Origin of the sequence: Gilliamella sp. ESL0443 (genome assembly GCF_019469165.1) — a bacterium.
Taxonomy (GTDB): Bacteria; Pseudomonadota; Gammaproteobacteria; order Enterobacterales; family Orbaceae; genus Gilliamella; species Gilliamella apicola_E.
The window spans coordinates 2,368,058-2,391,057 of sequence record NZ_CP048263.1 but is presented as its reverse complement, the minus strand read 5'-3'; the positions used below and the strand labels follow the sequence as shown (position 1 = coordinate 2,391,057).

Below are 23,000 nucleotides of genomic sequence, written 5' to 3'. Positions count from 1 at the left end.
GGTTATCTCATTTTTAACGGCTTAATCTACGAACACGTTCTGATGGAGTAATAATATCGGTAATTCGTACTCCATAATTATCTCCAACTACAACGATTTCACCTTGCGCAATTAAATAGCCATTAATAAGGATGTCTAAAGGTTCACCAGCTAAACCGTCTAAGGCTATAACTGAACCCTGAGTTAAATTTAAAAGATCTTTAATGGCCATTTTGGTTCTACCAAGTTCTACGCTTAGATTAACTGGAATATCTAGGATAAGGTTAATATCTTGCTTTTTTACGTCTGTTGGTTGTGGTGAAAGGGTTTCGAAAATAGCTTCTTTCATTACTGATTCATCACTAATATTTAGTTGGCTATCATCACTTGGTATATCACTCATTGAACACTCCTTCATTCAATTGTTCTAAAACTGGATTGCTTATCTGATCTACTTGGATTGCATATTGTTTATTGACGCTACCATAATGACCTTTTAATACTGGTACACCGCCAATGGTGACATCAAGGCTTGTTGGTTTTTCGATATCCAAAATATCACTGACTTTTAATGCTAATAATTTGGCAACAGTTGTTTGAATGTTTGTAAAGTTTGCGACTAACTCAACGGTTGATTGTTTAATACCACTCGTCAGTGAGCTCATCCACACGTTATCATCTTGGTGAGTTTGGTTTTCTATCGGTGGTTTAATTAATAGCTCTTTAATTGGTTCAACCATTGCATAAGGAATACATATGCAAAATGTTCCTTTAAAATTACCAATTTCGACTAAAAATGATGAAGTTAACACAACATCGTCAGGCGAGCTGGTAATGTTGGTAAATTTGCTTTCTACTTCAGAGCGGATGTATTCGGTTTCAATATTGTATACATCAATCCAGGAGCTTTGATAAGTTGTTAAAGCAAGACTTAATACTCGTCGAATAATCTCTTGCTCAGTATGAGTAAACTCTCGTACTTCAGTATCAACATTAGTAGTATGGCCATCCCCACCAAAAAGAGTATCAACAACAATAAATACTAATTCAGGTGAAAATGAAAATAAGCAACTTCCCCGCAAAGGGTTAAGATGAACTAAATTTAAATGATTGGTTGCTGAAACATGTGAAAACTCTTTAAACGTTTGGGGTTCAATGGGTGAGGTTATAACATCAGTATTTCGGCGTAATAAATTAAATAATCCAATTCTAAATTGACGTGCAAAGCGTTCATTAATAATCTCTAACGCGGTTAGTCTTTCTGGGATAAAGCTATGTTTAACTGATATATCATAAGGCTTAACTTCAGTCCGTTTACTTTGTTGTAAATGATAATTTTGCTCAGCATCATTTTTTATGCTGGCTGAATTATTTTGTGAATGCAAAGATTCACTTTTATCGGTATTAGGTTGAAGCTTATCAGACATGATAATTACCTTACAATGAAATCAGTAAATAGAACTTCATCAATTTTTACTGAATGTTTTGCATCATATTGGCGAGATAATGCCATTTTTATCTGCTCTTGTAATTCAAGTTTGCCTGACTCTTTCTTTAAATTATTAACGTACTGTTTTGAAGTTAACAAAAGTACGTCACTTCTTACTTCAGGAAGATAATCTAATAAAACGGTTTTTTGTTCTTCATCAGCGACGCGTAACACCATACCAACGTATAGAATTTTATTGATTTCTAAATTTTCTTTAGATGGTGGAAGTGAAATTGTGAAAGGTTTTAATGTTAAAAAAACCGGTGATAACACTTCTGGTTCTACATGGGGCGTCGTTTTAGGAGAATCTTGTAACCATAAATAAGCAGCAAAACCTGTTGCTAAAAGGGTAATTAAAATAAGTACTAGATTTAAAATACTTATTTTTTTCTTGGTAGTTTGCATATTTATTATTGTCTCAATGAAAATTAATGAAATGTCTATTTAAATAGCCAAAAATTACCAAAATAATAAATCATGCTTTGAGAATTAATTGGAAGAATAGGCAGTAAAAATATGACCTATTCAACCTTTTTAATCTCTAGCTATCAAAACGTAGTACTGTTTCAATTACTATTATTTAGGCAAAAATACTTAATCCTGATTGAACAATGTTTGATGGATGATCAAGTTCATGAAGTGTTTGATTTTTATCGTCCATTAATTGCTCTATTTCAAACTCTTGTTTATAAGGTGATGAGGAGTCATTCATCATTGAAAAATCACTAATATCGGTCTGCTCTAACATAATACCTTGTTCTTCCAATGAAGTTCTTAATTGCGGTAAAGCTGATTCTAACACGCTTTTAACCATATTATGTGCAACAGCCATGTGAAGGTTCATTTTGTCATCAACTATTGCCAATTTAATATGCAGCGAACCCAATTCTTCAGGATGTAATTTGATTTCCGCATTTTGGATACCTTGACGACAAACGAGACTAATTTTTTCGTTTAATGTTTTTTGCCATTCAGTAATATCCATTGGCATAGGTAAATTTATATTTAACGTTTTTTGACTTTCAATTAATGGTGTTGATGTGGTTAATTGATTTGGGCTATGGACTAGTAATGTAGGTTCTTGTTCAAAGTGGTTAATATCAAAATTGGTGATAGGTAAATCGATATTATTATTTTGAGTATTAGTAAGAGTTGGTAATGGTTGATTTGAGGTTTTAACTGAATTTATATTGGTTGATATATTATGTTCATCATTCGTTAGCAAACTCGTTTGTTTATTTGGCTTAATGATTACTTGTTCACTACTATTAATAATAGTTAGAATTTCTGCTGCTTTTTCATCTACATTGAGTGTTATATCATCAGAAACTGGTGCCTTTAAAAGTATATCATTAGCTGTAGTATTAATTTTTAATTCACGTATTGCTGGCTGTTCAGTATGATTATGCTCATTATTAATTATGGGCTCTTCATCGACTTGCAAAGTTAGTGGAAATAGTGTGAATAATTCATCACTATCTTCCTCTTCTTGATCATCTAATTGATGATCGAGTTTGTTCTCGAGAATATTAGCTTTGGCTAGGCTATTATTTTCGCCTAACTCTTGTTTTTCATTAAACTGTAATAAAATCTGAAAAAAATCGTCTTCAATAATTGATACTTCATTCAATTCTATAGGTGATATTAATGGGATATCGCTAAATTGATTAATATTCATTCAACATTCTCCTTGCTAACTGCTGCTGTGCAAATTCATCGGTTAATTTTTGTTGTAAACGGCTTTGCTGTAGCAGTCGTTTTTTATCTTGTTTATCCAATAATGTGGTGTAAGTATTGAGACTTTTTTGTGATTGATTTAGCTCATTGGTAATCTGTTTTTGTTTAATTTCTAAAGTTAACAATAACTTTTTTTGTTGTGTGATCCCTTGCTCAATAGCAGTAATAAAAGCATTAAAATTGTTCAGTTCTGATCCTGTAATGCCAACTGATAACGCTTTATTTAAGCGCTGTTGGTACTCATTATAGTAATCATTCAATACATTTAGTTGTGATTGAGCATTACGCTTATTATCATGCGCATTTTTTAATTTAATCAATTTGTCGTCGACTGATTTTTCAGCTAACTTTTTTAATGTTAAAAAGGCAAATTTACCATTATATTGATTGGCCATTGTTCTTTCCTAAGTTTGAATCAACAATTCTTGCTAACTGTTGATAAGCGTCTTGATAACTACAATGTTCATAAATTCCTTGTTGTAAAAATTGTTGCATATCAGGAAAAAGCGTTATTGCCTTATCTAATAAAGGATCGGTTCCTGCTACATAAGCGCCAACATTAATTAAGTCACGATTTCGTTGGAAACTTGAAAATAATTGCTTAAATAACCGTGATTTTTTTTCGTCTTTGGTTAGTTCTGTCATCACGCGACTTATTGATGCTTCAATATCAATAGCTGGATAATGACCTGATTCAGCAAGAGAACGGGATAAAACAATATGTCCGTCGAGAATTGCTCTAGCTGAGTCAGCGATAGGATCTTGCTGGTCATCACCTTCGGTTAGCACGGTATAAAAAGCGGTAATAGCGCCTTTGCCTTCAGCGTCATTACCGGCTCTTTCAACTAATGCTGGTAATTTTGCAAATACTGAAGGAGGATATCCTTTAGTCGCTGGTGGTTCACCGATCGCTAAGGCTATTTCACGTTGTGCCATGGCGTATCGTGTTAATGAATCCATAATGAGTAATACATTAAATCCTTGGTCACGAAATTTTTCAGCAATTTTAGTCGCGTAGGCTGCACCTTGTAGACGTAATAATGGCGATACATCAGCAGGCGCGGCAACAACAACAGATCGAGCTAAGCCCTCTTCACCTAAAATATTTTCAATAAAATCTTTTACTTCTCGACCTCGCTCACCGATTAAACCAACCACAATAATATCGGCTTTGGTGTATCTTGCCATCATGCCAAGTAAAACACTTTTACCAACGCCTGAACCTGCAAAAAGCCCCATTCGCTGACCTTGACCAACGGTTAATAATGCATTGATTGCACGAATGCCAACATCGAGAACTTGATGAATTGGTGTTCGGGTTAGCGGATTTAGTGTTTTATTAATTAATCCTTCATATTCGATATCTTCAGGTAATGGTTTGCCATCGAGAGGTTTTCCCATTGCATCGACAACTCGGCCTAATAACCCCATACCAATTGGTAAAACTTTGTGGCTAAAATGTGTTAAATCATATTGTGATGTATAAACTCTTGCATCGAGTAATATACCGTCTGTTGATTCAAACGGCATGAGGTATAGTGTTTTTCCTTTAAAACCAATTACTTCACACTCAACCGCTTGGATTTTGCCATCTAATTGTCGTTCAACAAAACAGTTGGATCCTAATGGTAGTTTTAAACCAATAGCTTCTAGAACAAGACCAGACGCTTTAACCAATCGACCATATTGACGAATTAAAGATGCAGACTCTAATTTCTGTTTAGCACTATCAATTTTAGTTGCCCATTGCGTACAAAAGCTCACCTTAACGCTCATCTCCATGCACTGTGTCAGAAATAATTTGCCAGTGATTGGTTATACTTGCGTCGATCTCATTTGTTTCAGTAAATATTTTGCAGCCACCTAATTCTATATTTGCATCGGCAATAAATTGCCATTCGTTTTTTAGTTGATCATCTAGCTGTGGCTCTAGCCATAAAAAATCATTCGGATTGATTCGAACCACAATCGGTGCAATTGTATTTTGTTCAATTAATGACTTGATCGAATGCATTAATTGCTTTTGTTTTACTTTGGATAACGAACCAACAGTTTTTTCAGCGGCAAGTAAAGCGAGATCAAATAGCTTTGGTACAATTTTTTCATCAATTTGATTAATTGACTGCTGAAAATGAATTGCTAGATTTTTGATGGATTCAACAGTATTTAATTTTTCTTCGTTTATCTGTTGTTCTATTTTCTCCAGGCCTTCTTGTTGGCCTATTGTTAACCCTTCCTCATACCCTGTTTGTTTACCAATATTGAAACCTTCTTCTTTACCTAGATTAAAACCTTCTTGATAGGCTTCTTCTCGTGCTTGTTGTTTGATATTTTCAAGTTCTAGCGTTATTTCAGGGCTATTAATATCAATAAAATTGGTATCGGCCTCATCGACTATTTCAAGTTCTGGTTCACACTCTTCTAGCCCATCGGTTTCAGGAATGAGTGGTGATGATTCTGCTAAATCTTGAAAGTGTAATGGTTTCCAAGTTAAGGTATTAGCTTGATTATACATATTCATCATCACCGCTACTTAAGATCATCTCACCGGTTTCAGCTAAACGACGAGCAATAACCAAAATTTTCTTCTGTTCGGTTTCAACTTGTGACAAGCGCACTGGTGGTCTGTTTTCTAAATCTTCACGTAATATAGATGCAGCACGTTGCGACATATTCGATAATAATTTTTCCCGTAATGGTTCTGTCGCACCTTTCAGGGCAATAATTAAGGTTTCATTATCCACATCTTTGAGTAGACGTTGGATACTTCTATCATCCACATCAACCAGATTTTCGAATAAGAACATTTCATCAATGATTTTTTGAGCTAACTCATTGTCATAATCACGTAATGCATTGATAACCAATTCTTCTTGTTGTGATTTCATCAGGTTGATGATTTCTGCTGCGGTGCGGATACCCCCCATATTATTAAGTTTAATATTTTGTCCATGTAGTAAAGTTGATAACGATGTTGATAATACCTCTAACGCTGAAGGCTCTACTCCACCGAAGGTTGCAATACGTAGCATTACATCATTACGCAGATCATCATCAAATAGATTTAATATCTCAGCAGCTAAGTCACGATTTAAGTGAACTAAAATTGTGGCGATAATTTGTGGATGCTCTTTCTTAACCAAATCAACAGCTCTGGCCGCATCAACAAAGTTAAGCATTTTTAAGCCATCGGTAGTATCTTCAATATCGGTATCTAATAGTTCATCAAGTAGACGGCTGGCTTTATCACTACCAATTGATTTTTCGAGAACTTTTCGTAGATAGCCATTAGTATCGGTATTTAATACGGCACAATCATCAAGTGTGGTTTGACACTCATTAAGAATATTTTTGAGTTGTTCTTGTGTTAATTGTGGCAATCCCATCATGGCACTACTAATTTGTTGTACCTCTTTATGGTCTAAAAATTGCATTACTTTTGCAGCTAATTCTTCACCTAAAATCATTAAAATTGTCGCTGCTTTTTGAGATTCACTTAAATTCATTACTCGGTGTCCTTCTTGTTCATCCAACCACGAATAATGAGAGCCATTACACGAGGATCTTTTTCGACAATTTTTCGGATGTATTGCTGTTGTTGCATATTATCTTCAAAAATTTTCTGTTGCAGTTTACTGTGTGCTTTATAATCAAGCTTATCTTCAGCGCCCATCGTGCCGTCAGATTTATCCGTATTGAGGTATTGTCTTTGAATCTTAACCCATACCGAACGCAGTACTTTTCGCCATGCATACCATATTATTAAGATATAAATTAGATATTTAATTGCCGTTTTCAGCATGTCGTAAACTTCATGTTTTTGTAAAAAGGTGATGGCGTCATTTTCATCATCTATTTGATCTGTAAATTTCAAATTTGCTACCGTTAATGAATCACCACGCAAGTCAGAAAATCCCATAGCTTGACGTGCTAGTGCTTCAATATGAGTAAGCTCTTCTTTATCGAGTTTTACCCATTTTTCGACCGCTTCATTTTTTTGATTTTCTTCATTTGACGATGCAATTTTATTGATTGTCGCAAATTTGTAATTAACTAGAACCGCGACAGATAAGCGCTTGATACGACCTTCAGGAATTTTGCTATGAATAATTTGACGATTAACTTCAAAGTTCAACGTATTATTGGATTGTAAATGATACATTTTTTGCTTGTCGTCTTTATCTTTTACTTCATTCTCTCCATCAATTGGTGCACTTGGTGTTGGTACTGGTTGGTTAGATAAAGCCCCTGGTACACCACCAATAGCATTGCTTGATGCTAATTGACGGTTTTCAACTTGCTGCTTACTGCGAATGGTTTGATTGTTAACATCGCTATTAGGATCATAGATTTCGGATGTTGATTCCTGACGGCTAAAGTCAATGTCAGCATTAACTTGAACTTTAACATTTTGTTTACCTAAAATTGGTATAATGATTTTTTCTACGCGTTCACGCACCAAATTTTCGATTCGTTCACTATATTCTAATTGGGCAACATTAACGTTAGTATCGCGGTATTTTTCTCCAGTCAATAAATTACCGTTTTGATCGATGATAGTGACTTTATCCGCTTGTAATTCCGGCACACTACTTGAAATTAAGTGGATAATAGCGTCAATTTGACCTTGAGATAGCGAGCGACCAGGTAATAAAGTTAATGCGACTGATGCAGAAGGGAATTTTCTTTCTCTAACAAATAAAGAGGGTTTTGGCATAGCCAAATGCACTCTGGCATCATCAACACTACTAATGATTGAAATCGTTCTGGATAATTCGCCTTCTAATGCTCGTTGATAATTGATTTGTTCATTGAACTGGCTCATTCCAAAACTTTCTTTATCAAGCAGTTCAAAACCGATAGCACCGCCTTTAGGTAAACCTTGTTGAGCAATTCGTAGGCGAGTATCATAAATTTTATTTTCGGGAATTAAGATCGTTGTGCCGGATGATGAAAACTTATAAGGAATATTCATCTTATCAAGTTGGCTAATGATTTCACCGCCATCTTTATCATTCAAATTACTAAATAGCACACCGTAATCATCACTCTTAAGCCATAAATAGGTGATACTACTTATAGCTATTACGATCACTCCTACAATAAGGAGCAGCATTTTTCGATTTTGTTTTAATTGATTGATAAATGGTAACTTATTCAATATTGATTCGCCTTTGTTACCTACTGACTGGCTATCCATATGTATCCTAATTCTAAACAGGTTAGATTAATTCTAGGGTCTATTATCTGTGTATTTATAAAAATCAATAGCTAAAAAAGCACATGCTTTACCCTTTAGTTATCGCTTTTAGATTGTTATCTTTGTGATAATTTAAGCGGTAATTTTATTAAGATGAATATAATTAATATGATGAACAGTATCGAGGCTTTTAATCCGGCAACTAAATTGGATTTTTCTTCGAATCAACAGGTAAGTAAAGAGCAAAATTTTGTTGCTGAATTAAAAATGGCATTAGATAAAATTAGCCAAACTCAAATTGAGGCAAGTAAGCAAGCTAAAGCTTTTGAAATGGGTGAACCTAATGTTTCATTAAATGAAGTAATGGTTAATATGCAAAAGTCTTCGGTTTCTTTGCAATTTGGCGTGCAAGTTAGAAATAAGTTAGTAGCAGCGTATCAAGAAATCATGAATATGAATGTTTAATTTATTAATGATTCTATTTGTTTAAAAATCGCCATTCATCAACTGCCAATTTTTATCAAAAATTGGTTTTCATCTATATTGTTAAAAAGTCAGCCTACTATTCACCTTTTATAACCTTAACTAGTTTAATTTGATAATAAAAAAAGTTGAGGAGCGGGGTTTTTAGCGATTCTAATATGCAAAAAAACCCCGCTCCTCAATTATTTTTAGTCTATTTTTTTGATTACTTAGTGAATTATGCTAGGTTGGCAATTTTTTGGTAACTGTCTATTTTAGTTTGATAATTAACCTGCTCGCCAATGAGTCTGGTAAGTTCATCATGCCGTAGATGTATTAATTGTTCTAATTGCTCTTGATAACCCAAAATATTATTGATATACATTCGAATCATATCTTGCTGTGGTGATGGTATCGTATCAATTAGTTGGATATCTTTAGATAATTGGTGGTATTGAGCTTGCCAGCTGATTAATAATTCCCAGTTTTCTTTTTGTGCATTAATTAGCATTTGCTCAACAACATAATTAAGCTTTTCATATTGTTCTAATAATAAATTATTATTTAAAACTGATATTCCCATAACTATGCTATCTCCCGCCAAGCTTGAGCAATGTTATCAAGCAAATTAAAACAGACTTGCAGTTTGTCTTTATCATTATGTAAATTGGCTAAAACCAACTGCTGACTGATGTATTGATATAATTGATCTAAATTTTCGGCAATTTCACCACCTTGCTCTAGATCAAGTGAACTCTTAAGTCCATTATCTATAATATTAATTGCTTTCGAAATGGCTTGCCCTTTGCCTGCAATATTCCCTTTTTCTATATATAACTCAGCTAAACGAATAGCATTAAGTGCGCCCTCGAATAATAAAACAATAAGCTGATGTGGCGAAGCCTGATTAACACTCGTTTCTAAATTAACTTGCTTATAAGCTTGAACTCCCATTTTTATATTCCTTATTTTTTCATGTTCGCCATCATTTCGAATTGTGTGGTTAAGTAATTGCTCATACCATTTAATTCATTGATCAAGATATCTAATTTAGTAAACTGTACACGATAACGTTCAATAGTTTGGTCAATAGAGTTGTTAACTTGATCATAGCGTTTATCTAATGATTTTAAGGTTGAGTTTAAGCCGTTAGTTGCGGTATCAATCATGCCATCACTATCAATGAAGCTACTCACTTTGGCACATACTTCGTTAGCTATGCCTGTCGTTTCACCATCACCAATAAATAGCATGGCGACTGCTTCACTGTTTTCTTTGAGGGCTTTTTCTAATTCGTTTTCTTTAATAATTAGCTTGCCATTACTATCCATATTGATACCGATTTGAGCCAATACAGAGATTTCACCAGCTTGACCTTTCGAAAAGATAGATCGGATACTTTGATCTATATTACGTAGTGTTGAATCACCAACCAGTGGTCCATTATTACTATTTAATTCATCTGAATTGGCATCACTAGCAGTAAATTGAGTTAAGGTTGATATCGTTGATTGTAATTGATTAAATGCCTCCACCCACTCTTTAAGTGCCTCTTGGGTTTTTTCGTTATCTGCGTTAATAGTTAAATTTTGCGATGTGGTGGTTACTGCTTTTAAAGTGATATCAACGCCAGGGATGACATCTTTAACGGTATTTGATGCACTATTGACGGTAATACCATTAAAACTAAATTTAGCATCTTGCGCTTTAGCGACTTCGCTCATTGCTGATGAATCAGCTTGATTAATATCAAAACCAACTAATGAATTGAGTTTTTCATCATCGGATGATATTGAAGTTATAGTTTGTTGTTCACCCGTTTCTTTAGATGTGATAACCAGTTGATAGCTATCGGTTCCTGAACGAACAATTGTTGCATTAACGGGAGATTCACTGATTGAGCCATCTTCATTAACCACTTTAGCTTGGTTAATTGCATTTGCGATTGATTCTAAGGATGTTTCATCTTTGCCTAAAGTGACATTTAATTTTTGACCATTAGCTTGTTCGATGGTGATTGTTCGCGTTTCATTATTGTTACCTAACGCTGTTTGTTTATCGTTTATTGTATTAGTAGCAACGCTGTGTGCGCTAGCAAGTTGTTGCACACTCACTGCATAATTACCTAATTGAGCATTGCTACTTACGTTAGTAGTAAAGTAGTTGTCATTGCCCGATACCGTTCTAGCTTGGAACAGCTCTTTTTTTTGTAGTTTTGCTGTTGCGCTATTAAATGTTGATAATGCACTTTTTAATTTGCCAAAACCGCTTATTTTATTATTAATTGTTTTTTGCTGTGCTTTTATTGGCGTAAGACGGTTTTTTTCTACCGCTTCTAATTGATCTAATACTTCATTTAAATCAATACCAGAACCAATCCCCAATATACTCATTGCCATGTTTTATTATCCTATTATAAATTCTTTCATCTCTTGTTTTATCGACTGATGTAATAAAAAGTTTAGATATTTTTACTAATAAATAATTAGGTTTTGGCAATGCATATATTGCTAGGCGATTTTATCTATTCAAAAACCAGTTATTTATTCAGTTATCAATGTTATATCCATATCAATTTTGCACTGTAAAAAGATGTAGGTGATATATTGCTGCTGGAGTTATAAATTATCTTTTTAATCAATGAGCTTTGATATTCCAGAGTGTTAAAAGCTAAATGTTTTTAAGGATGGTGGGCGTAATTTAAAAATAAAATTAAGTAGTGATCTTTCTAATATAATTTCTATTATTAGTAAATATATTGCAATTATTTAAATAGATAGGAGTTTAGGCGGTTTTGCCTTGGCCTTTATTAAATAAGGCTATCAACTGTTTTTTACCGATTAATTTACATATAAAAATGTATTAGGACCTCTGAGCGTTTTATCAAACTTAATTAGTTATTCGGTTTTATTCGACGACATAAAATAAAAATTAAAAAAATATTAAAGTTTCTTTTTTTAATACCGATAACTAAATCATCAGCAAAAGTATTGAATAATATTTTCAATATCTCGTTGATCTAACTAATCATATTAAAGGAGATAAAAATGGCACAGGTAATTAATACCAATACTATGTCTTTAATGGCAAGAAACAATCTGAATAATTCTCAAAGTGTTCTTGGAACTGCAATTGAGCGTCTATCATCAGGTATGCGTATCAATAGCGCTAAAGATGATGCAGCAGGTCAAGCAATCGCTAATCGTTTTTCTTCAAATATTCGTGGTTTAACTCAAGCTGCACGTAATGCAAATGACGGTATCTCTTTAGCTCAAACAACTGAAGGTGCATTAAACGAAATTAATAACAACGTTCAACGTATTCGTGAATTGACTGTTCAAGCGGCAAATGGTACAAACTCTCAAAGCGATTTAGAATCAATTCAAAACGAAATTGATCAACGTTTAGAAGAGATAGACCGTGTATCTAAACAAACTGATTTCAATGGTACTAAAGTATTATCTGCTGATAAAACACTTAAAATACAAGTGGGTGCAAATGATGGTGAAACTATTGAAATCAATTTGAAAAAAATTGACAGTACTGAACTCGGTTTAGCTTCATTTAATGTTTCTTCAAGCCCAACAGCAGATCCTTTAAAAACACTTGATGCTGCATTATCAAAAATTGATGAATTACGTGGTGAGCTTGGTGCGGTACAAAATCGTTTTGAGTCAACTGTAACTAACATCAACAATACAGTAAATAACTTAAGCTCTGCGCGTAGCCGTATTGAAGATGCAGATTATGCTGAAGAAGTCTCTAATATGACTCGTGGTCAAATTTTACAACAAGCAGGTACTTCAGTATTAGCACAAGCTAACCAAGTACCTCAATCTGTACTGTCTTTATTACAATAAAGTATATCTCTAAAATTTTACTTTAATTTTTATACTATAGTAATAATGGTATTTTTTAATACCATTATTGCTAATAATGTTAATTACCTATTTTTTAATACTTTATTCTTGCCATTAACTCAGTCAATTATCGTCATAATATTCCTTAGCATTTTTTACAATGGTTTAGGAAATGAGTGATAACCTGTATAACTCTCAGGGTGTAGTGAATCAAATCGATTGGCAACAATATATCTATTTAGTTCGTAATGAAGCGTTGAAATTAGCTGTTCGTTTACCAACGACGATTGAGCTTGATGACTTGTTACAAGTTGGTTATATCGGTTTATTAGAATGCATAAAACGTTATGATGCTGCACAAGGTTATACTTTTACTACATTTGCTATTCCTAGAATAAAGGGAGCAATGTTAGATGAGTTGCGTAGTCGTGACTGGCTACCAAGGCAAACCCGAAAAAAAATTAAAGATGTCACTAACGCCATTAATGAATTGGAACAAATTTTAGGTGTCCCACCTAATGATCACCAGATAGCTGCACATCTGCAATTGTCTCTTACTGAATATCGCAAGGTGTTATTAGATTCAAATTATAGCCAAATCTGTTCTTACGATGAGATACAAAAAAAACTCGGCGATAATTTGGATGCGCTGATTGAGCCTGATTCCGATAACAATCCTTTTGCTTTTATTATTAATGATGAAATTCGCAATATTATTGTTCAACAAATTGATAACTTACCTGAAAAAGAAAAAATGGTTTTAGCGCTCTATTATCAAGAAGAGTTGAATTTAAAAGAGATTGGAAAAGTGTTAGATATTAGCGAATCTCGCGTAAGTCAATTACATAGCCAAGCAATAAAACGAATACAAAGTAAAATTAATATATAAAAAACAGAATAAAACAGTAAAACATGAAAAAATAAATTGAAAATAAATCGAAATGATTTTTTTATTGACCTTTTGCTTTTAAAAATGTAACTTTAAGTGAAAAAAAACGAATTAAGATATTTTTTACTGATTTCGCATTTTTTTATGCGAGAAAAATATAAATTTTGGTGAGTAAATTGGGAAATATACAAGAAGACGATATTTTGAAATGTATACATCATTTAAATCTTTCAACGCTTTTATTAAGCCAAAGGATGATAGAGAAAGATAAAGTGATGGCAATGTATCGATTAGGAATTGATGAAAAAACCGCTGATATTTTGAGTAATTTAAGTGCTTCTCAAATGTTGGTTTTATCTGAAACCAATCAATTAACGTTTCAATTTCGATTTAAAAATTCAGCAATGATGGAAAAATTAACTGAAGAGTCTCGCGTTAGTGATATAAAGCAGATGCATACAGGGATCCTTCTATCAAGCTTACTTTTAGATTCTATTAATAAGTAGGTAAATGATAAAAATGAGTAGCAAAAGCATTATTCAAAAATATAAAGAAGTCCAATTAGCTATTCGATTAATTACACTCGGCGCTAGAATTCAAATGTTGGAAAGTGAAACTAATTTAAGTCGTGGAAAGCTGATTAAATTATATAAAGAAATCCAAGGATGCCCACCACCTAAAGGTTTACTTCCTTTTTCTACGACGTGGTTTATGACTTGGGAGCCTAATATTCATTCAAGCATGTTTTATAATGCTTATCGATTTTTAGTCAAGCATGGTACTAAATCTGGAGTTCATGCAATTGTTAAAGCTTATCAACTTTATTTAGAGCAATGTTCCCTTCATCACGATGAAGAGCCGGTTTTAGGCTTAACTCGTGCATGGATTTTAGTTAAATTTGTTGAAAGTAATGTTATGCAGCAATCGTGTTGCAAAGAGTGTAAAGGGCGATTTATTACACACGCTTACCAGCCACATAATAGTTTTGTTTGCAGTTTATGCCAACCGCCATCAAGGGCCGAAAAAAATAATAAAACGCATAAAGAAAGCCAAGCAAAATGCTTACAAGTTTTATCAATACCTAGTGCATTCAACTTAGTCACCGCAAATCAGGTAACGGTTTAGATAAGCAATTAATTAAAAAAGTTTAGTTACATTTTATAGAGATAAAGGAAAGCCAATGCTAATAATTATAGGATATATTGTTGTTATCGCTTCTGCTTTAGTTGGTTATGTGCTAAGTGGAGGGTATTTGGCAGTACTTTTTCAACCATTAGAGTTTTTGATAATTGGTGGTACAGCTATTGGTGCTTTCATTGTAAGTAATGAAAAGAAAGCAATAATGGCTACACTTAAATCGTTAGGTAGTTTATTTAAAACATCAAAATATAATAAAACTCTTTATTTAACATTAATTAATTTAATGTACACCATTTTAACTAAGATACGTCAAAATGGGGGGTTATCTATTGAAGAAGATATTGATAATCCAAAAGAGAGTGAGTTATTTAAAAAGTATCCACTTATTCTTGCCAATCCACAAATATGCGATTTTATCACTGATTATTTACGCTTAATGATTAGCGGAAATATGGAAGTTTATGAAATTGAAGCATTAATGAATGAAGAAATTGAGACGTATACCCATGAATTAGAAAAACCTGCAGATGCGATTTCTAGTGTGGGCGATGGGTTACCTGCTTTTGGGATTGTGGCTGCGGTTATGGGAGTGATTAACACATTAGCACAAGCAGATAGGCCTGCTAGCGAGTTGGGTGAACTTATTGCACATGCTATGGTTGGAACCTTTTTAGGAATTTTACTGGCTTATGGGTTTGTTTCGCCACTAGCTGCTTTATTAAGACAGAAGAATGCTGATACAGTAAAAATTTTAGAATGTACTAAAGTTATTCTTATTGCCAGCATGCATGATTATGCTCCACAGATTTGTATAGAATTTGGTCGAAAAACTATTTTTTCGCATGAGCGACCATCTTTCTTTGAATTAGAAAAATATATTCAAGAAGTGAAAGATAAAAATGCTAACCCAACAGAAAATAATGAATAATGAAAGATAAGCCAGTAAGAATAATTATTTCTAAAAAAAAGTCAGGGCATGGCGGTGGCCATCATGGTGGTTCGTGGAAGATTGCTTATGCAGATTTCATGACTGCTATGATGGCACTTTTTTTAGTCATGTGGTTGATAGCCAAATCCAGCCCGCAAGAATTACAAGGAATTGCCGAATATTTCAGAACGCCATTAATACTAGGTCAAAATGGTGGTAAAAATATTAGCGATAGCGAAAGCCCTATTCCTGGTGGTGGCGATGATGTCAGTAAAAGTTTGGGTGAAGAGCAACAGAGCATAATAAATGAACAACCAATAGATCCCAATGTAGTTGAAAGAAATCAATTGCTCGAAACTGCTCGTAAAATTTATGAGGCGTTTGAACTTGATCCTAGACTGCAAAAATTAGCGGCTAATCTTATTGTTGAACTAACTGAAATGGGGTTAAGAATTCAGATTTTAGCAACTGATGATAAACCAATGTTTGATGTTGGTAGTGCAGTTATTCATCCTAATATGCAAGAAATTCTTCACGCTCTAGCACCAATAATAAACGATTTACCCAATAAAATGACCTTATCTGGGCATACTGATGAGCGTCAATATATAACAGGTGATAGAGGTTATAGTAACTGGGAGTTATCTGCTGATAGAGCAAATTCGTCAAGACGAGAGCTTATCGCTGCTGGATTAGATTCAAGCAAAATTATTCGAATTATTGGTTTAGCTGATACAGTTGGTTTAAACAATCCTAATTATAGTAAAGATGCTAATCGTCGTATTAGTATTTTAATTTTGAATAAGTCAGCTCAAAAATATATTGAAGATGAAAATACAATGACTGGAATAGATTTTTTAAAACAAGCAACTAAATCTGAACAATAGCATTGGAATTACTTAGGTTAAGCGTGTTAAAAAATTAAATTTCAATTATTTTCTAAAAATAACTAAAGTTTTATCTTTTTTATCCGATATAAGAATAACCCTTTAAGTTAATAATTTGATTATTGACTAAATATATTTAGGAGCTTTTATGTCAAATTCATTGATGAATACCGGTATTAGTGGATTAAATGCTGCGCAAAATATGCTTAATGTTATAAGCAATAATATTAGTAATGCGCATACCGTTGGTTACAATCGTCAACAACAAATTTTGCAACAAGCAAATGGCACTAAATATAATTATGGTTTTGTTGGTAACGGTGTATCTGTATCATCAGTTAATCGGGCATATAATAGTTTTGTGGTTGGTCAATTACGTCAATCTCAATCACAAAATGGCTCTATAAAGGCTTATTACAATGAATTGTCAAAAGTCGATAATTTATTAGCGGAGAATGATAATAGTATTTCCTCGCAACTAAATAGTCTGTTTGCAAGTTTAAATAAACTTTCTTCAAATGCGGGTGATGCCGCTTCCAAACAAACAGTAATAAATGATCTTAGCTCGTTAGTCAGTCAGTTTAATAAAACGGAATTGAATTTAAAAAATCAGATTGCCAATATCAATACTGAAATTGTTAATAATGTTGATACCATTAACTCTTATACCCAACAAATTGCTGATCTTAACCAAAAAATAGCAAGATTACAGGCAGTAAGTGGTGGTCATGAGCCGAATGCATTGCTTGATGAACGCGATCAACTGGTTAATGAATTAAGCGAGATGATAGGCATCACTGTTACTGAGCAAAATGGACAATACAATATTTCACTACCTAATGGTTTAAGTTTAGTGCAAGGGTCATCGGCAACTCAGTTATCTGTACAACCGTCTAAAGATGATCCTGCTTTAAATACAATTATTTACACTCATAATTCTGGTGCGACTCAAGAACTATCAAGTCAAAATATCGCATCAGGCCGATTAAATGGATTATTAGCTTTTCGTGATGGACCACTCCTAGAAGCTCGCAATCAATTAGGTTTGATTGCGTTAAATCTAGCAGAACGATTTAATGAAGTACATATGTCAGGGGTTGATATTAATGGCGAACCAGGTCAGAAATTATTCGATTATCATAGCCCAACTAGTATTGCTAACGCCCAAAATCAAGGTAATGCCACTGCTAAAATTAACTATAACTCAGTGACAGACGTCAAAGCATCTGATTATAAAATTGAGTTTAATGGTAACGATTGGGTCGTAACCAGATTATCTGATAACAAGCAAATTACCCCACAAGTTGAAGATGGTAAATTATTGTTTGATGGATTATCTATTGAAATAAATGGTGATCCAGTAGCGGGTGATAGTATCTTACTTAAACCTGTTGCAGATGTAGCATCATCACTCCAGCTACTAGTTAAGGATGTCAACAAACTAGCAACAGGTATTAATGATGATGAAAATGGTAATGGCGATAATCGTAATGTAGCTAAATTGCTTGATATCCAAAATGAAAAATTAATTAATGGCACTAAAACGTTAAATAGTGCTTATAACGCCTTAGTTAGTTATGTGGGAAGTGAAACACAGACAGCTAAAATTTCAGCGCAATCTAGTCATAATATTACTCAAGAAATTTATGAGCAAAATCAATCAATATCAGGCGTTAATATTGAAGAAGAATATATCTCTATGCAGGTTTATATGCAGTATTACCAAGCTAATGCAAAGATTATTGATGCGGCAACCACAATATTCGATACCATTTTAGGTTTAGCTAAATAATAGAAGGGTTTAAATATGCGTGTTAGTACTAATGCAATGTATCAAAAAAATTTAACGAGTATTTTAAATACCAACAGTAAATGGCAAAAATCAGGATTGCATTTAGCAACCGGTAAAAAAATCTTATCACCTTCTGATGATCCTATGGGGTCATCGCAAGCATTAATTTTAAAACAGGCTCAATCAAGAAATACTCAGTATCAATCAGCTCGTGAAAGTGTTAATAACTCGTTAAGTCGCCAAGATACAGTACTAAAAGAAGCGAATACTGTTATCCAATCAATTCAAGAGACACTAGTTTATGCGGGTAATGAGACGTTAAACGATGAAAATAGACGTGACTTAGCCAATAAATTACAAGGACTAAAAGATCAATTAATTTCGTTAGCTAATGCTAAAGACACTAATGGCAATTATATCTTTGCTGGAAATAAAAATGATACACCTCCTTTTGTTGTGGATGAATCTGGTAAAGTTAATTATGTCGGTGGTTCCACAACGATTAATATTTTTATTGATGATACGCGTGAAGTGTCATTAAGTTTTACTGGTGATCAGATTTTTATGTCAGGCGCCAATAGTTCTGTGGAAAGTGATGTTTTTGCTAGCATTGACTATGCATTAGAAGTACTGCAAATCGGTTTAGATGATAATGACCCTGATGCGATTACGCAATTCAGAGAAGGTTTATCGAAAGCTAGTCAAGGCGTTGATAATTCGTTTGAAAATATCTCAACAGTTAGGGCTGCAGGGGGTAATGTGTTGGCGGAAGTTGAACGATTAACTGCACTAGGTAAAACCTTGGACATTGATTTTCAGACACAAATTAGCCAAATTGAAGATGTTGATTGGTATGAAGCCATTGCAGATTATGTGATGTTACAGGCGAATTTACAAGCAGCTCAATATACTTTTATGAATATGCAAAATATGTCCTTATTTCAAATGAAATAACTTTCTGTCATCACTTATTTAAATCGTTAATAAACAGGAGGCTTATGCCTCCTATTTATTAACTTCATTAAAATTTAGTTAATTTATTTAGTTATTATTTAAAGGCAATTTGTCTAAAACCTGATATTGATTTTTGCGGTGTATTTCTAGCAATTTCTTCAATTCGACTAATAATTTGAATTAACTTTTCGCTATAGTTAGGATCGGTTGCATAGTGTGCATCTTGCAGTGCTTTGGCTGCGGTTCTTGCATCAGGTGCGTTAACAACGGCACGATAACGTGGGCTTTTGGTAAGTAAATCAAGATAATCTGTTAATGCATGTTGTTTACTTTTATAAACTCTAAATTCATCTTGAATCTTAACCATATTGTTATTTAAAAATTCTCGTGTTGTTAACCGAGTTGAATTGCCTTTCCATGATGATGTCGCTTTTATGCCAAAATAGTTATGACTTGGTTGATTGTCGGCTGTTTTTATCTGCTTTTTACCCCAACCTGTTTCTAAGGCCGCTTGTGCAATGATAACCTCATAAGGAATACCTGACATTTTGGATGCCTTTTTAGCGGGTTCAAACCACTCAACTATAAATTGCGTGATATGGTCTTTATCAGAATCATTAACTGCTGGCGGTAATGGTTTGACGTTAGTATTCGTTAATTTATTCGTTTGCTGGTAAAGCATTTGACCTAATGCCGCAGGCGATGAATTTGAATCACTAAATAAAGATTGTGCTAATTCTATATTATTAGCCTGAGATTGTGGGGTAATAGATCTATTTGGCTGATTATTTAATTGTTTGGCAATAATATTGGCAAGACCTAATCCTTTACCGGCGGTCTGTTGAGCAATTTGCTGATCAAATATTGAGGTAAATAACTGCATTGCAGATTGATTAAATAATCCACCATTAGGAACGGCTTTTCGCATAGATTGCATCATCATATTGACGAATAGTGTTTCAAACTGATCGGCAACTTGCTTGACACTTTCACTTGATCCACTAACAGCGTTACGCCTTAATTGGCCAATGCTCGAAAAATCATAAGCAAAGCGATTAATAGACTGATTAACTAGGTTTTTCATAATAATTATGCTTTAAATCGTTTCTAATGCAGCGTGCAAACAACCAGCGGTTTTTAATGCCTCAAGTATCGACATTAATTCTGTTGGATTTGCGCCTAATAAATTAAGTGAGCTAATTACTCGGTTTAAATCAGCGCCAGAAGCTAAATTATGTAATGCTCCGCCATCTTGTTCGATGCTGACCTCATCATCAGGAACAACTACGGTTTGTCCTCCGGCTAACGGAGTGTTAGGCTGGCTAACTTTTAATTTGTTATTGACCACCACAGATAAATTACCATGAGCAACGGCACAATTGTCTAATTGAACTTTTTGATTCATCACCACCACGCCAGTGCGCGTATTAATGACTACTTTTGCTGAAATTGGTGAAGCACTAATTTGTAGGTTTTGAATCTTTGATAATAATTTAACTCTTGCCTGGCTATCTTGTGGCATGTTCAATTTAACCGTCATACCATCTAAAGCAACTGCGATATTTTTTTGTACCTTGTTAATTGCTTCAGCGATTTTTGATGCCATGGTAAAGTCAAAATGGTTAAGGTGTAAGTGAATGGAACTTTTTTCATCTAAGCGGGTTGTTAATTCCCTCTCAATTGTCGCTCCACTCGGGATAGTTGCACCAGCCATTTGATTAACTGTTACACTACTCCCTTTGCTGCTTGCGCCCATACCACCAACAAAAAGATTACCTTGAGCAATGGCATAAACTTGATTGTCGGCACCTTTCAATGGCGTCATAATCAATGTGCCACCGCGAAGGCTTTTGGCATTGCCTAATGAAGAGACAACCACATCAATTTGTTGCCCAACTCGTGCATAAGAAGGTAATTTAGCTGTTACCATTACCGCAGCAACATTTTTTAATTGCATGTTACTACCTGATGGTACGGTAATACCTAATTGTGAAAGCATGTTGGTTATACTTTGAATGGTAAATGGTGTTTGTGAAGTTTGATCCCCAGTACCATCTAGCCCAACAACAATTCCATAGCCTACTAAGGCGTTTTCACGCACGCCTTGAATAGTTACTAAATCCCTTATTCGTTCGGCATAACTATAGGGCGTGCCCACTATCATTATTAAAATAATAAAAGTTCGTAATATATTAAGCATAATCAGATTCATTAAAATGGTGAAAGATTAAAAAACAGGCGTTGTAACCAACCCATAGTTTGAGCTTCATCAATGTAGCCATTACCTACATATTCAATGCGAGCATCGGCAACTTGAGTTGAAATAACGGTATTGTTACCACTTATTGTCCTTGGGTTAACAACGCCTGAAAATCGAATAAATTCTGTTCCCTGATTTATTGCAATTTGTTTTTCACCAATTACTTTTAAATTGCCATTAATCATGACATCTTGAACGGTGACGGTGATGGTTCCACTAAATGTATTTTTTGCATTAGCGCCACCAGAACCTTTAAAATCGTTACTGCCTGAGATATCAGTATCTACTTTGCCTCGACCAACTAGCCCATCTAAAAAGTGAGGAACGGTTTTTACACCTAAATTTACCCCACCATTACGGCCAGCATTAATAGATGAACTTTTGCTCGCACTCACATTTTCTTGTAATACAATAGTTAATACATCACCAATATTGCGAGGTCTACGATCTTCAAACATTGGTTGATAGCCAAAACTACTTGGTTGTGATGCTTGATATATTGAGCCACTTGAATTAACAATTTCTGGCATTTGAGGAACAATACTGGTTTGCCCTTCAACTAATGCTTTTTTAGGTAATTGGCTACAACCGACTAATAACATCATTACTAAAATATAAAGATATCTCATTATCATAGTTTTATAACTGATTTAAACGTTGCAACATTTGGTCAGACGCTGATATTGCTTTACTGTTAATTTCGTAAGCACGTTGTACTTGAATCATATTAACTAACTCTTCTGCAACATTTACGTTAGAGGTTTCGATATAACCTTGATACAGCAATCCAGCACCATTTAATCCCGGTGTATTTTCAGTTGGAGCACCGGAGCTCTCGGTTTCTAAATAGAGATTTTCACCAACACTTTCTAACCCAGTGTCATTAATAAAAGTATGTAATGTTAATTGACCAACTTGCACTTGAGTTGATTGATTGGCTAAGGTCACACTAACAATACCATCCCGTGCCACGGTCATTTTTATCGCATTTGATGGAATGTTGATAGTTGGTTGAATTTCGTAACCAGCAGCAGTAACTAATTGACCATTTTGGTTAACTTGAAAAGCGCCACTTCGAGTATAAGCTAGCGTTCCATCAGGCATCAGAACTTGGAAAAAACCTTGTCCATTAATAGCGATATCACTGCTATTATCAGTTAATTCTAAATTTCCTTGGCTATGGATTCGTTCGGTAGCTACAGGTCTAACACCGGTACCAATTTGTAATCCAGAGGGTAGTGTTGTTTGTTCAGATGATTGAGCGCCGGGTTGGCGAATAGTTTGATATAACAGATCTTCAAAAACAGCACGTTGGCGTTTAAAGCCACCAGTACTAACGTTGGCTAAATTATTGGAAATTATATCCATATTCATTTGTTGTGCAGTTAGCCCAGTTTTTGCAATCCATAATGATTTAATCATT

At 34.1% G+C, this 23,000-nt stretch carries 25 protein-coding genes; 9 read left to right on the top strand and 16 right to left on the bottom strand.

Annotated features, from left to right (window positions below):
- Positions 1–13 precede the first annotated feature (13 nt).
- From fliN to fliF, 9 genes are all read right to left on the bottom strand, one after another.
- On the bottom strand, positions 14–328 hold the full coding sequence (fliN, locus tag GYM76_RS10955; protein WP_370632649.1) for a flagellar motor switch protein FliN: 315 nt from the start codon (positions 326–328) through the stop codon (positions 14–16).
- Between the two features lie 46 nt (positions 329–374).
- Positions 375–1,406 (bottom strand): flagellar motor switch protein FliM, encoded by a 1,032-nt coding sequence (gene fliM / locus GYM76_RS10950; RefSeq protein ID WP_220225478.1) that lies wholly within the window; start codon positions 1,404–1,406, stop codon positions 375–377.
- 5 nt (positions 1,407–1,411) lie between these two features.
- On the bottom strand, positions 1,412–1,873 hold the full coding sequence (locus GYM76_RS10945; RefSeq protein WP_065561871.1) for a flagellar basal body-associated FliL family protein: 462 nt from the start codon (positions 1,871–1,873) through the stop codon (positions 1,412–1,414).
- A 175-nt stretch (positions 1,874–2,048) separates the two neighbouring features.
- Positions 2,049–3,146 carry a flagellar hook-length control protein FliK gene (locus GYM76_RS10940; RefSeq protein WP_220225477.1) on the bottom strand — a complete coding sequence of 366 codons (1,098 nt, stop codon included), beginning with the start codon at positions 3,144–3,146 and terminating at the stop codon, positions 2,049–2,051.
- The gene (gene fliJ, locus GYM76_RS10935; protein WP_220225476.1) at positions 3,136–3,600 is read right to left on the bottom strand and encodes a flagellar export protein FliJ; all 465 of its coding nucleotides are present in this window, start codon (positions 3,598–3,600) and stop codon (positions 3,136–3,138) included. The genes GYM76_RS10940 and fliJ overlap by 11 nt, the downstream gene beginning before the upstream one ends.
- A complete protein-coding gene (gene fliI / locus GYM76_RS10930) occupies positions 3,584–4,981 on the bottom strand; it encodes a flagellar protein export ATPase FliI (RefSeq protein ID WP_370632572.1) in 1,398 nt (465 codons plus the stop codon). Before fliI ends, fliJ begins: the two co-directional genes overlap by 17 nt.
- On the bottom strand, positions 4,971–5,729 hold the full coding sequence (locus GYM76_RS10925) for a flagellar assembly protein FliH (RefSeq protein WP_220225474.1): 759 nt from the start codon (positions 5,727–5,729) through the stop codon (positions 4,971–4,973). The genes fliI and GYM76_RS10925 overlap by 11 nt, the downstream gene beginning before the upstream one ends.
- Positions 5,713–6,711, bottom strand: coding sequence for a flagellar motor switch protein FliG (gene fliG / locus GYM76_RS10920; protein WP_065561866.1), 999 nt, complete (start codon positions 6,709–6,711; stop codon positions 5,713–5,715). Before fliG ends, GYM76_RS10925 begins: the two co-directional genes overlap by 17 nt.
- Positions 6,711–8,405, bottom strand: coding sequence for a flagellar basal-body MS-ring/collar protein FliF (fliF, locus tag GYM76_RS10915; RefSeq protein WP_220225473.1), 1,695 nt, complete (start codon positions 8,403–8,405; stop codon positions 6,711–6,713). The genes fliG and fliF overlap by 1 nt, the downstream gene beginning before the upstream one ends.
- Before the next feature lie 153 nt (positions 8,406–8,558).
- Between fliF and fliE the strand changes: the two genes are divergently transcribed.
- Positions 8,559–8,870 carry a flagellar hook-basal body complex protein FliE gene (fliE, locus tag GYM76_RS10910; protein ID WP_065561864.1) on the top strand — a complete coding sequence of 104 codons (312 nt, stop codon included), beginning with the start codon at positions 8,559–8,561 and terminating at the stop codon, positions 8,868–8,870.
- Positions 8,871–9,105: 235 nt separating this feature from the next.
- Here fliE and fliT read toward each other — a convergent pair whose 3' ends face one another.
- From fliT to fliD, 3 genes are read right to left on the bottom strand one after another with little or no spacing between them, the layout of a single operon-like run.
- A complete protein-coding gene (gene fliT, locus GYM76_RS10905) occupies positions 9,106–9,450 on the bottom strand; it encodes a flagellar protein FliT (protein WP_220225472.1) in 345 nt (114 codons plus the stop codon).
- A 2-nt stretch (positions 9,451–9,452) separates the two neighbouring features.
- On the bottom strand, positions 9,453–9,821 hold the full coding sequence (gene fliS / locus GYM76_RS10900; protein WP_065561862.1) for a flagellar export chaperone FliS: 369 nt from the start codon (positions 9,819–9,821) through the stop codon (positions 9,453–9,455).
- A gap of 11 nt (positions 9,822–9,832) precedes the next feature.
- Entirely contained in the window at positions 9,833–11,266 is a 1,434-nt protein-coding gene (fliD, locus tag GYM76_RS10895; RefSeq protein ID WP_220225471.1) for a flagellar filament capping protein FliD, read from the bottom strand.
- 648 nt (positions 11,267–11,914) lie between these two features.
- On the opposite strand from fliD, the gene GYM76_RS10890 reads away from it, so the two are divergent.
- The 8 genes from GYM76_RS10890 to flgL all read left to right on the top strand — a co-directional run bounded on the left by GYM76_RS10890 (position 11,915) and on the right by flgL (position 19,317).
- Positions 11,915–12,727 carry a flagellin gene (locus GYM76_RS10890; protein ID WP_065562537.1) on the top strand — a complete coding sequence of 271 codons (813 nt, stop codon included), beginning with the start codon at positions 11,915–11,917 and terminating at the stop codon, positions 12,725–12,727.
- A 172-nt stretch (positions 12,728–12,899) separates the two neighbouring features.
- On the top strand, positions 12,900–13,616 hold the full coding sequence (locus GYM76_RS10885; RefSeq protein WP_065562536.1) for an RNA polymerase sigma factor FliA: 717 nt from the start codon (positions 12,900–12,902) through the stop codon (positions 13,614–13,616).
- 185 nt (positions 13,617–13,801) lie between these two features.
- A complete protein-coding gene (gene flhD, locus GYM76_RS10880) occupies positions 13,802–14,122 on the top strand; it encodes a flagellar transcriptional regulator FlhD (RefSeq protein ID WP_141673924.1) in 321 nt (106 codons plus the stop codon).
- A gap of 13 nt (positions 14,123–14,135) precedes the next feature.
- Positions 14,136–14,741: a flagellar transcriptional regulator FlhC gene (gene flhC / locus GYM76_RS10875; protein WP_081299485.1), complete on the top strand. Its 606-nt coding sequence runs from the start codon at positions 14,136–14,138 to the stop codon at positions 14,739–14,741.
- Between the two features lie 55 nt (positions 14,742–14,796).
- Positions 14,797–15,684, top strand: coding sequence for a flagellar motor stator protein MotA (gene motA / locus GYM76_RS10870; RefSeq protein ID WP_220225470.1), 888 nt, complete (start codon positions 14,797–14,799; stop codon positions 15,682–15,684).
- Positions 15,684–16,571: a flagellar motor protein MotB gene (gene motB / locus GYM76_RS10865; RefSeq protein WP_220225469.1), complete on the top strand. Its 888-nt coding sequence runs from the start codon at positions 15,684–15,686 to the stop codon at positions 16,569–16,571. Before motA ends, motB begins: the two co-directional genes overlap by 1 nt.
- A gap of 148 nt (positions 16,572–16,719) precedes the next feature.
- On the top strand, positions 16,720–18,363 hold the full coding sequence (gene flgK / locus GYM76_RS10860) for a flagellar hook-associated protein FlgK (RefSeq protein WP_220225468.1): 1,644 nt from the start codon (positions 16,720–16,722) through the stop codon (positions 18,361–18,363).
- Positions 18,364–18,378: 15 nt separating this feature from the next.
- Entirely contained in the window at positions 18,379–19,317 is a 939-nt protein-coding gene (flgL, locus tag GYM76_RS10855; protein ID WP_220225467.1) for a flagellar hook-associated protein FlgL, read from the top strand.
- Positions 19,318–19,411: 94 nt separating this feature from the next.
- Here the strand turns inward: flgL and flgJ are convergent, their stop codons facing one another.
- The 4 genes from flgJ to flgG are packed head-to-tail and all read right to left on the bottom strand — an operon-like array spanning position 19,412 to position 22,999.
- Complete coding sequence (gene flgJ, locus GYM76_RS10850) at positions 19,412–20,401, bottom strand: flagellar assembly peptidoglycan hydrolase FlgJ (protein ID WP_220225466.1); 990 nt, start codon at positions 20,399–20,401, stop codon at positions 19,412–19,414.
- Between the two features lie 12 nt (positions 20,402–20,413).
- Positions 20,414–21,517 (bottom strand): flagellar basal body P-ring protein FlgI, encoded by a 1,104-nt coding sequence (locus tag GYM76_RS10845; RefSeq protein WP_220225465.1) that lies wholly within the window; start codon positions 21,515–21,517, stop codon positions 20,414–20,416.
- A gap of 11 nt (positions 21,518–21,528) precedes the next feature.
- Positions 21,529–22,212 (bottom strand): flagellar basal body L-ring protein FlgH, encoded by a 684-nt coding sequence (locus GYM76_RS10840; protein ID WP_065562528.1) that lies wholly within the window; start codon positions 22,210–22,212, stop codon positions 21,529–21,531.
- 4 nt (positions 22,213–22,216) lie between these two features.
- Complete coding sequence (gene flgG / locus GYM76_RS10835; RefSeq protein WP_065562527.1) at positions 22,217–22,999, bottom strand: flagellar basal-body rod protein FlgG; 783 nt, start codon at positions 22,997–22,999, stop codon at positions 22,217–22,219.
- Position 23,000 lies beyond the last annotated feature (1 nt).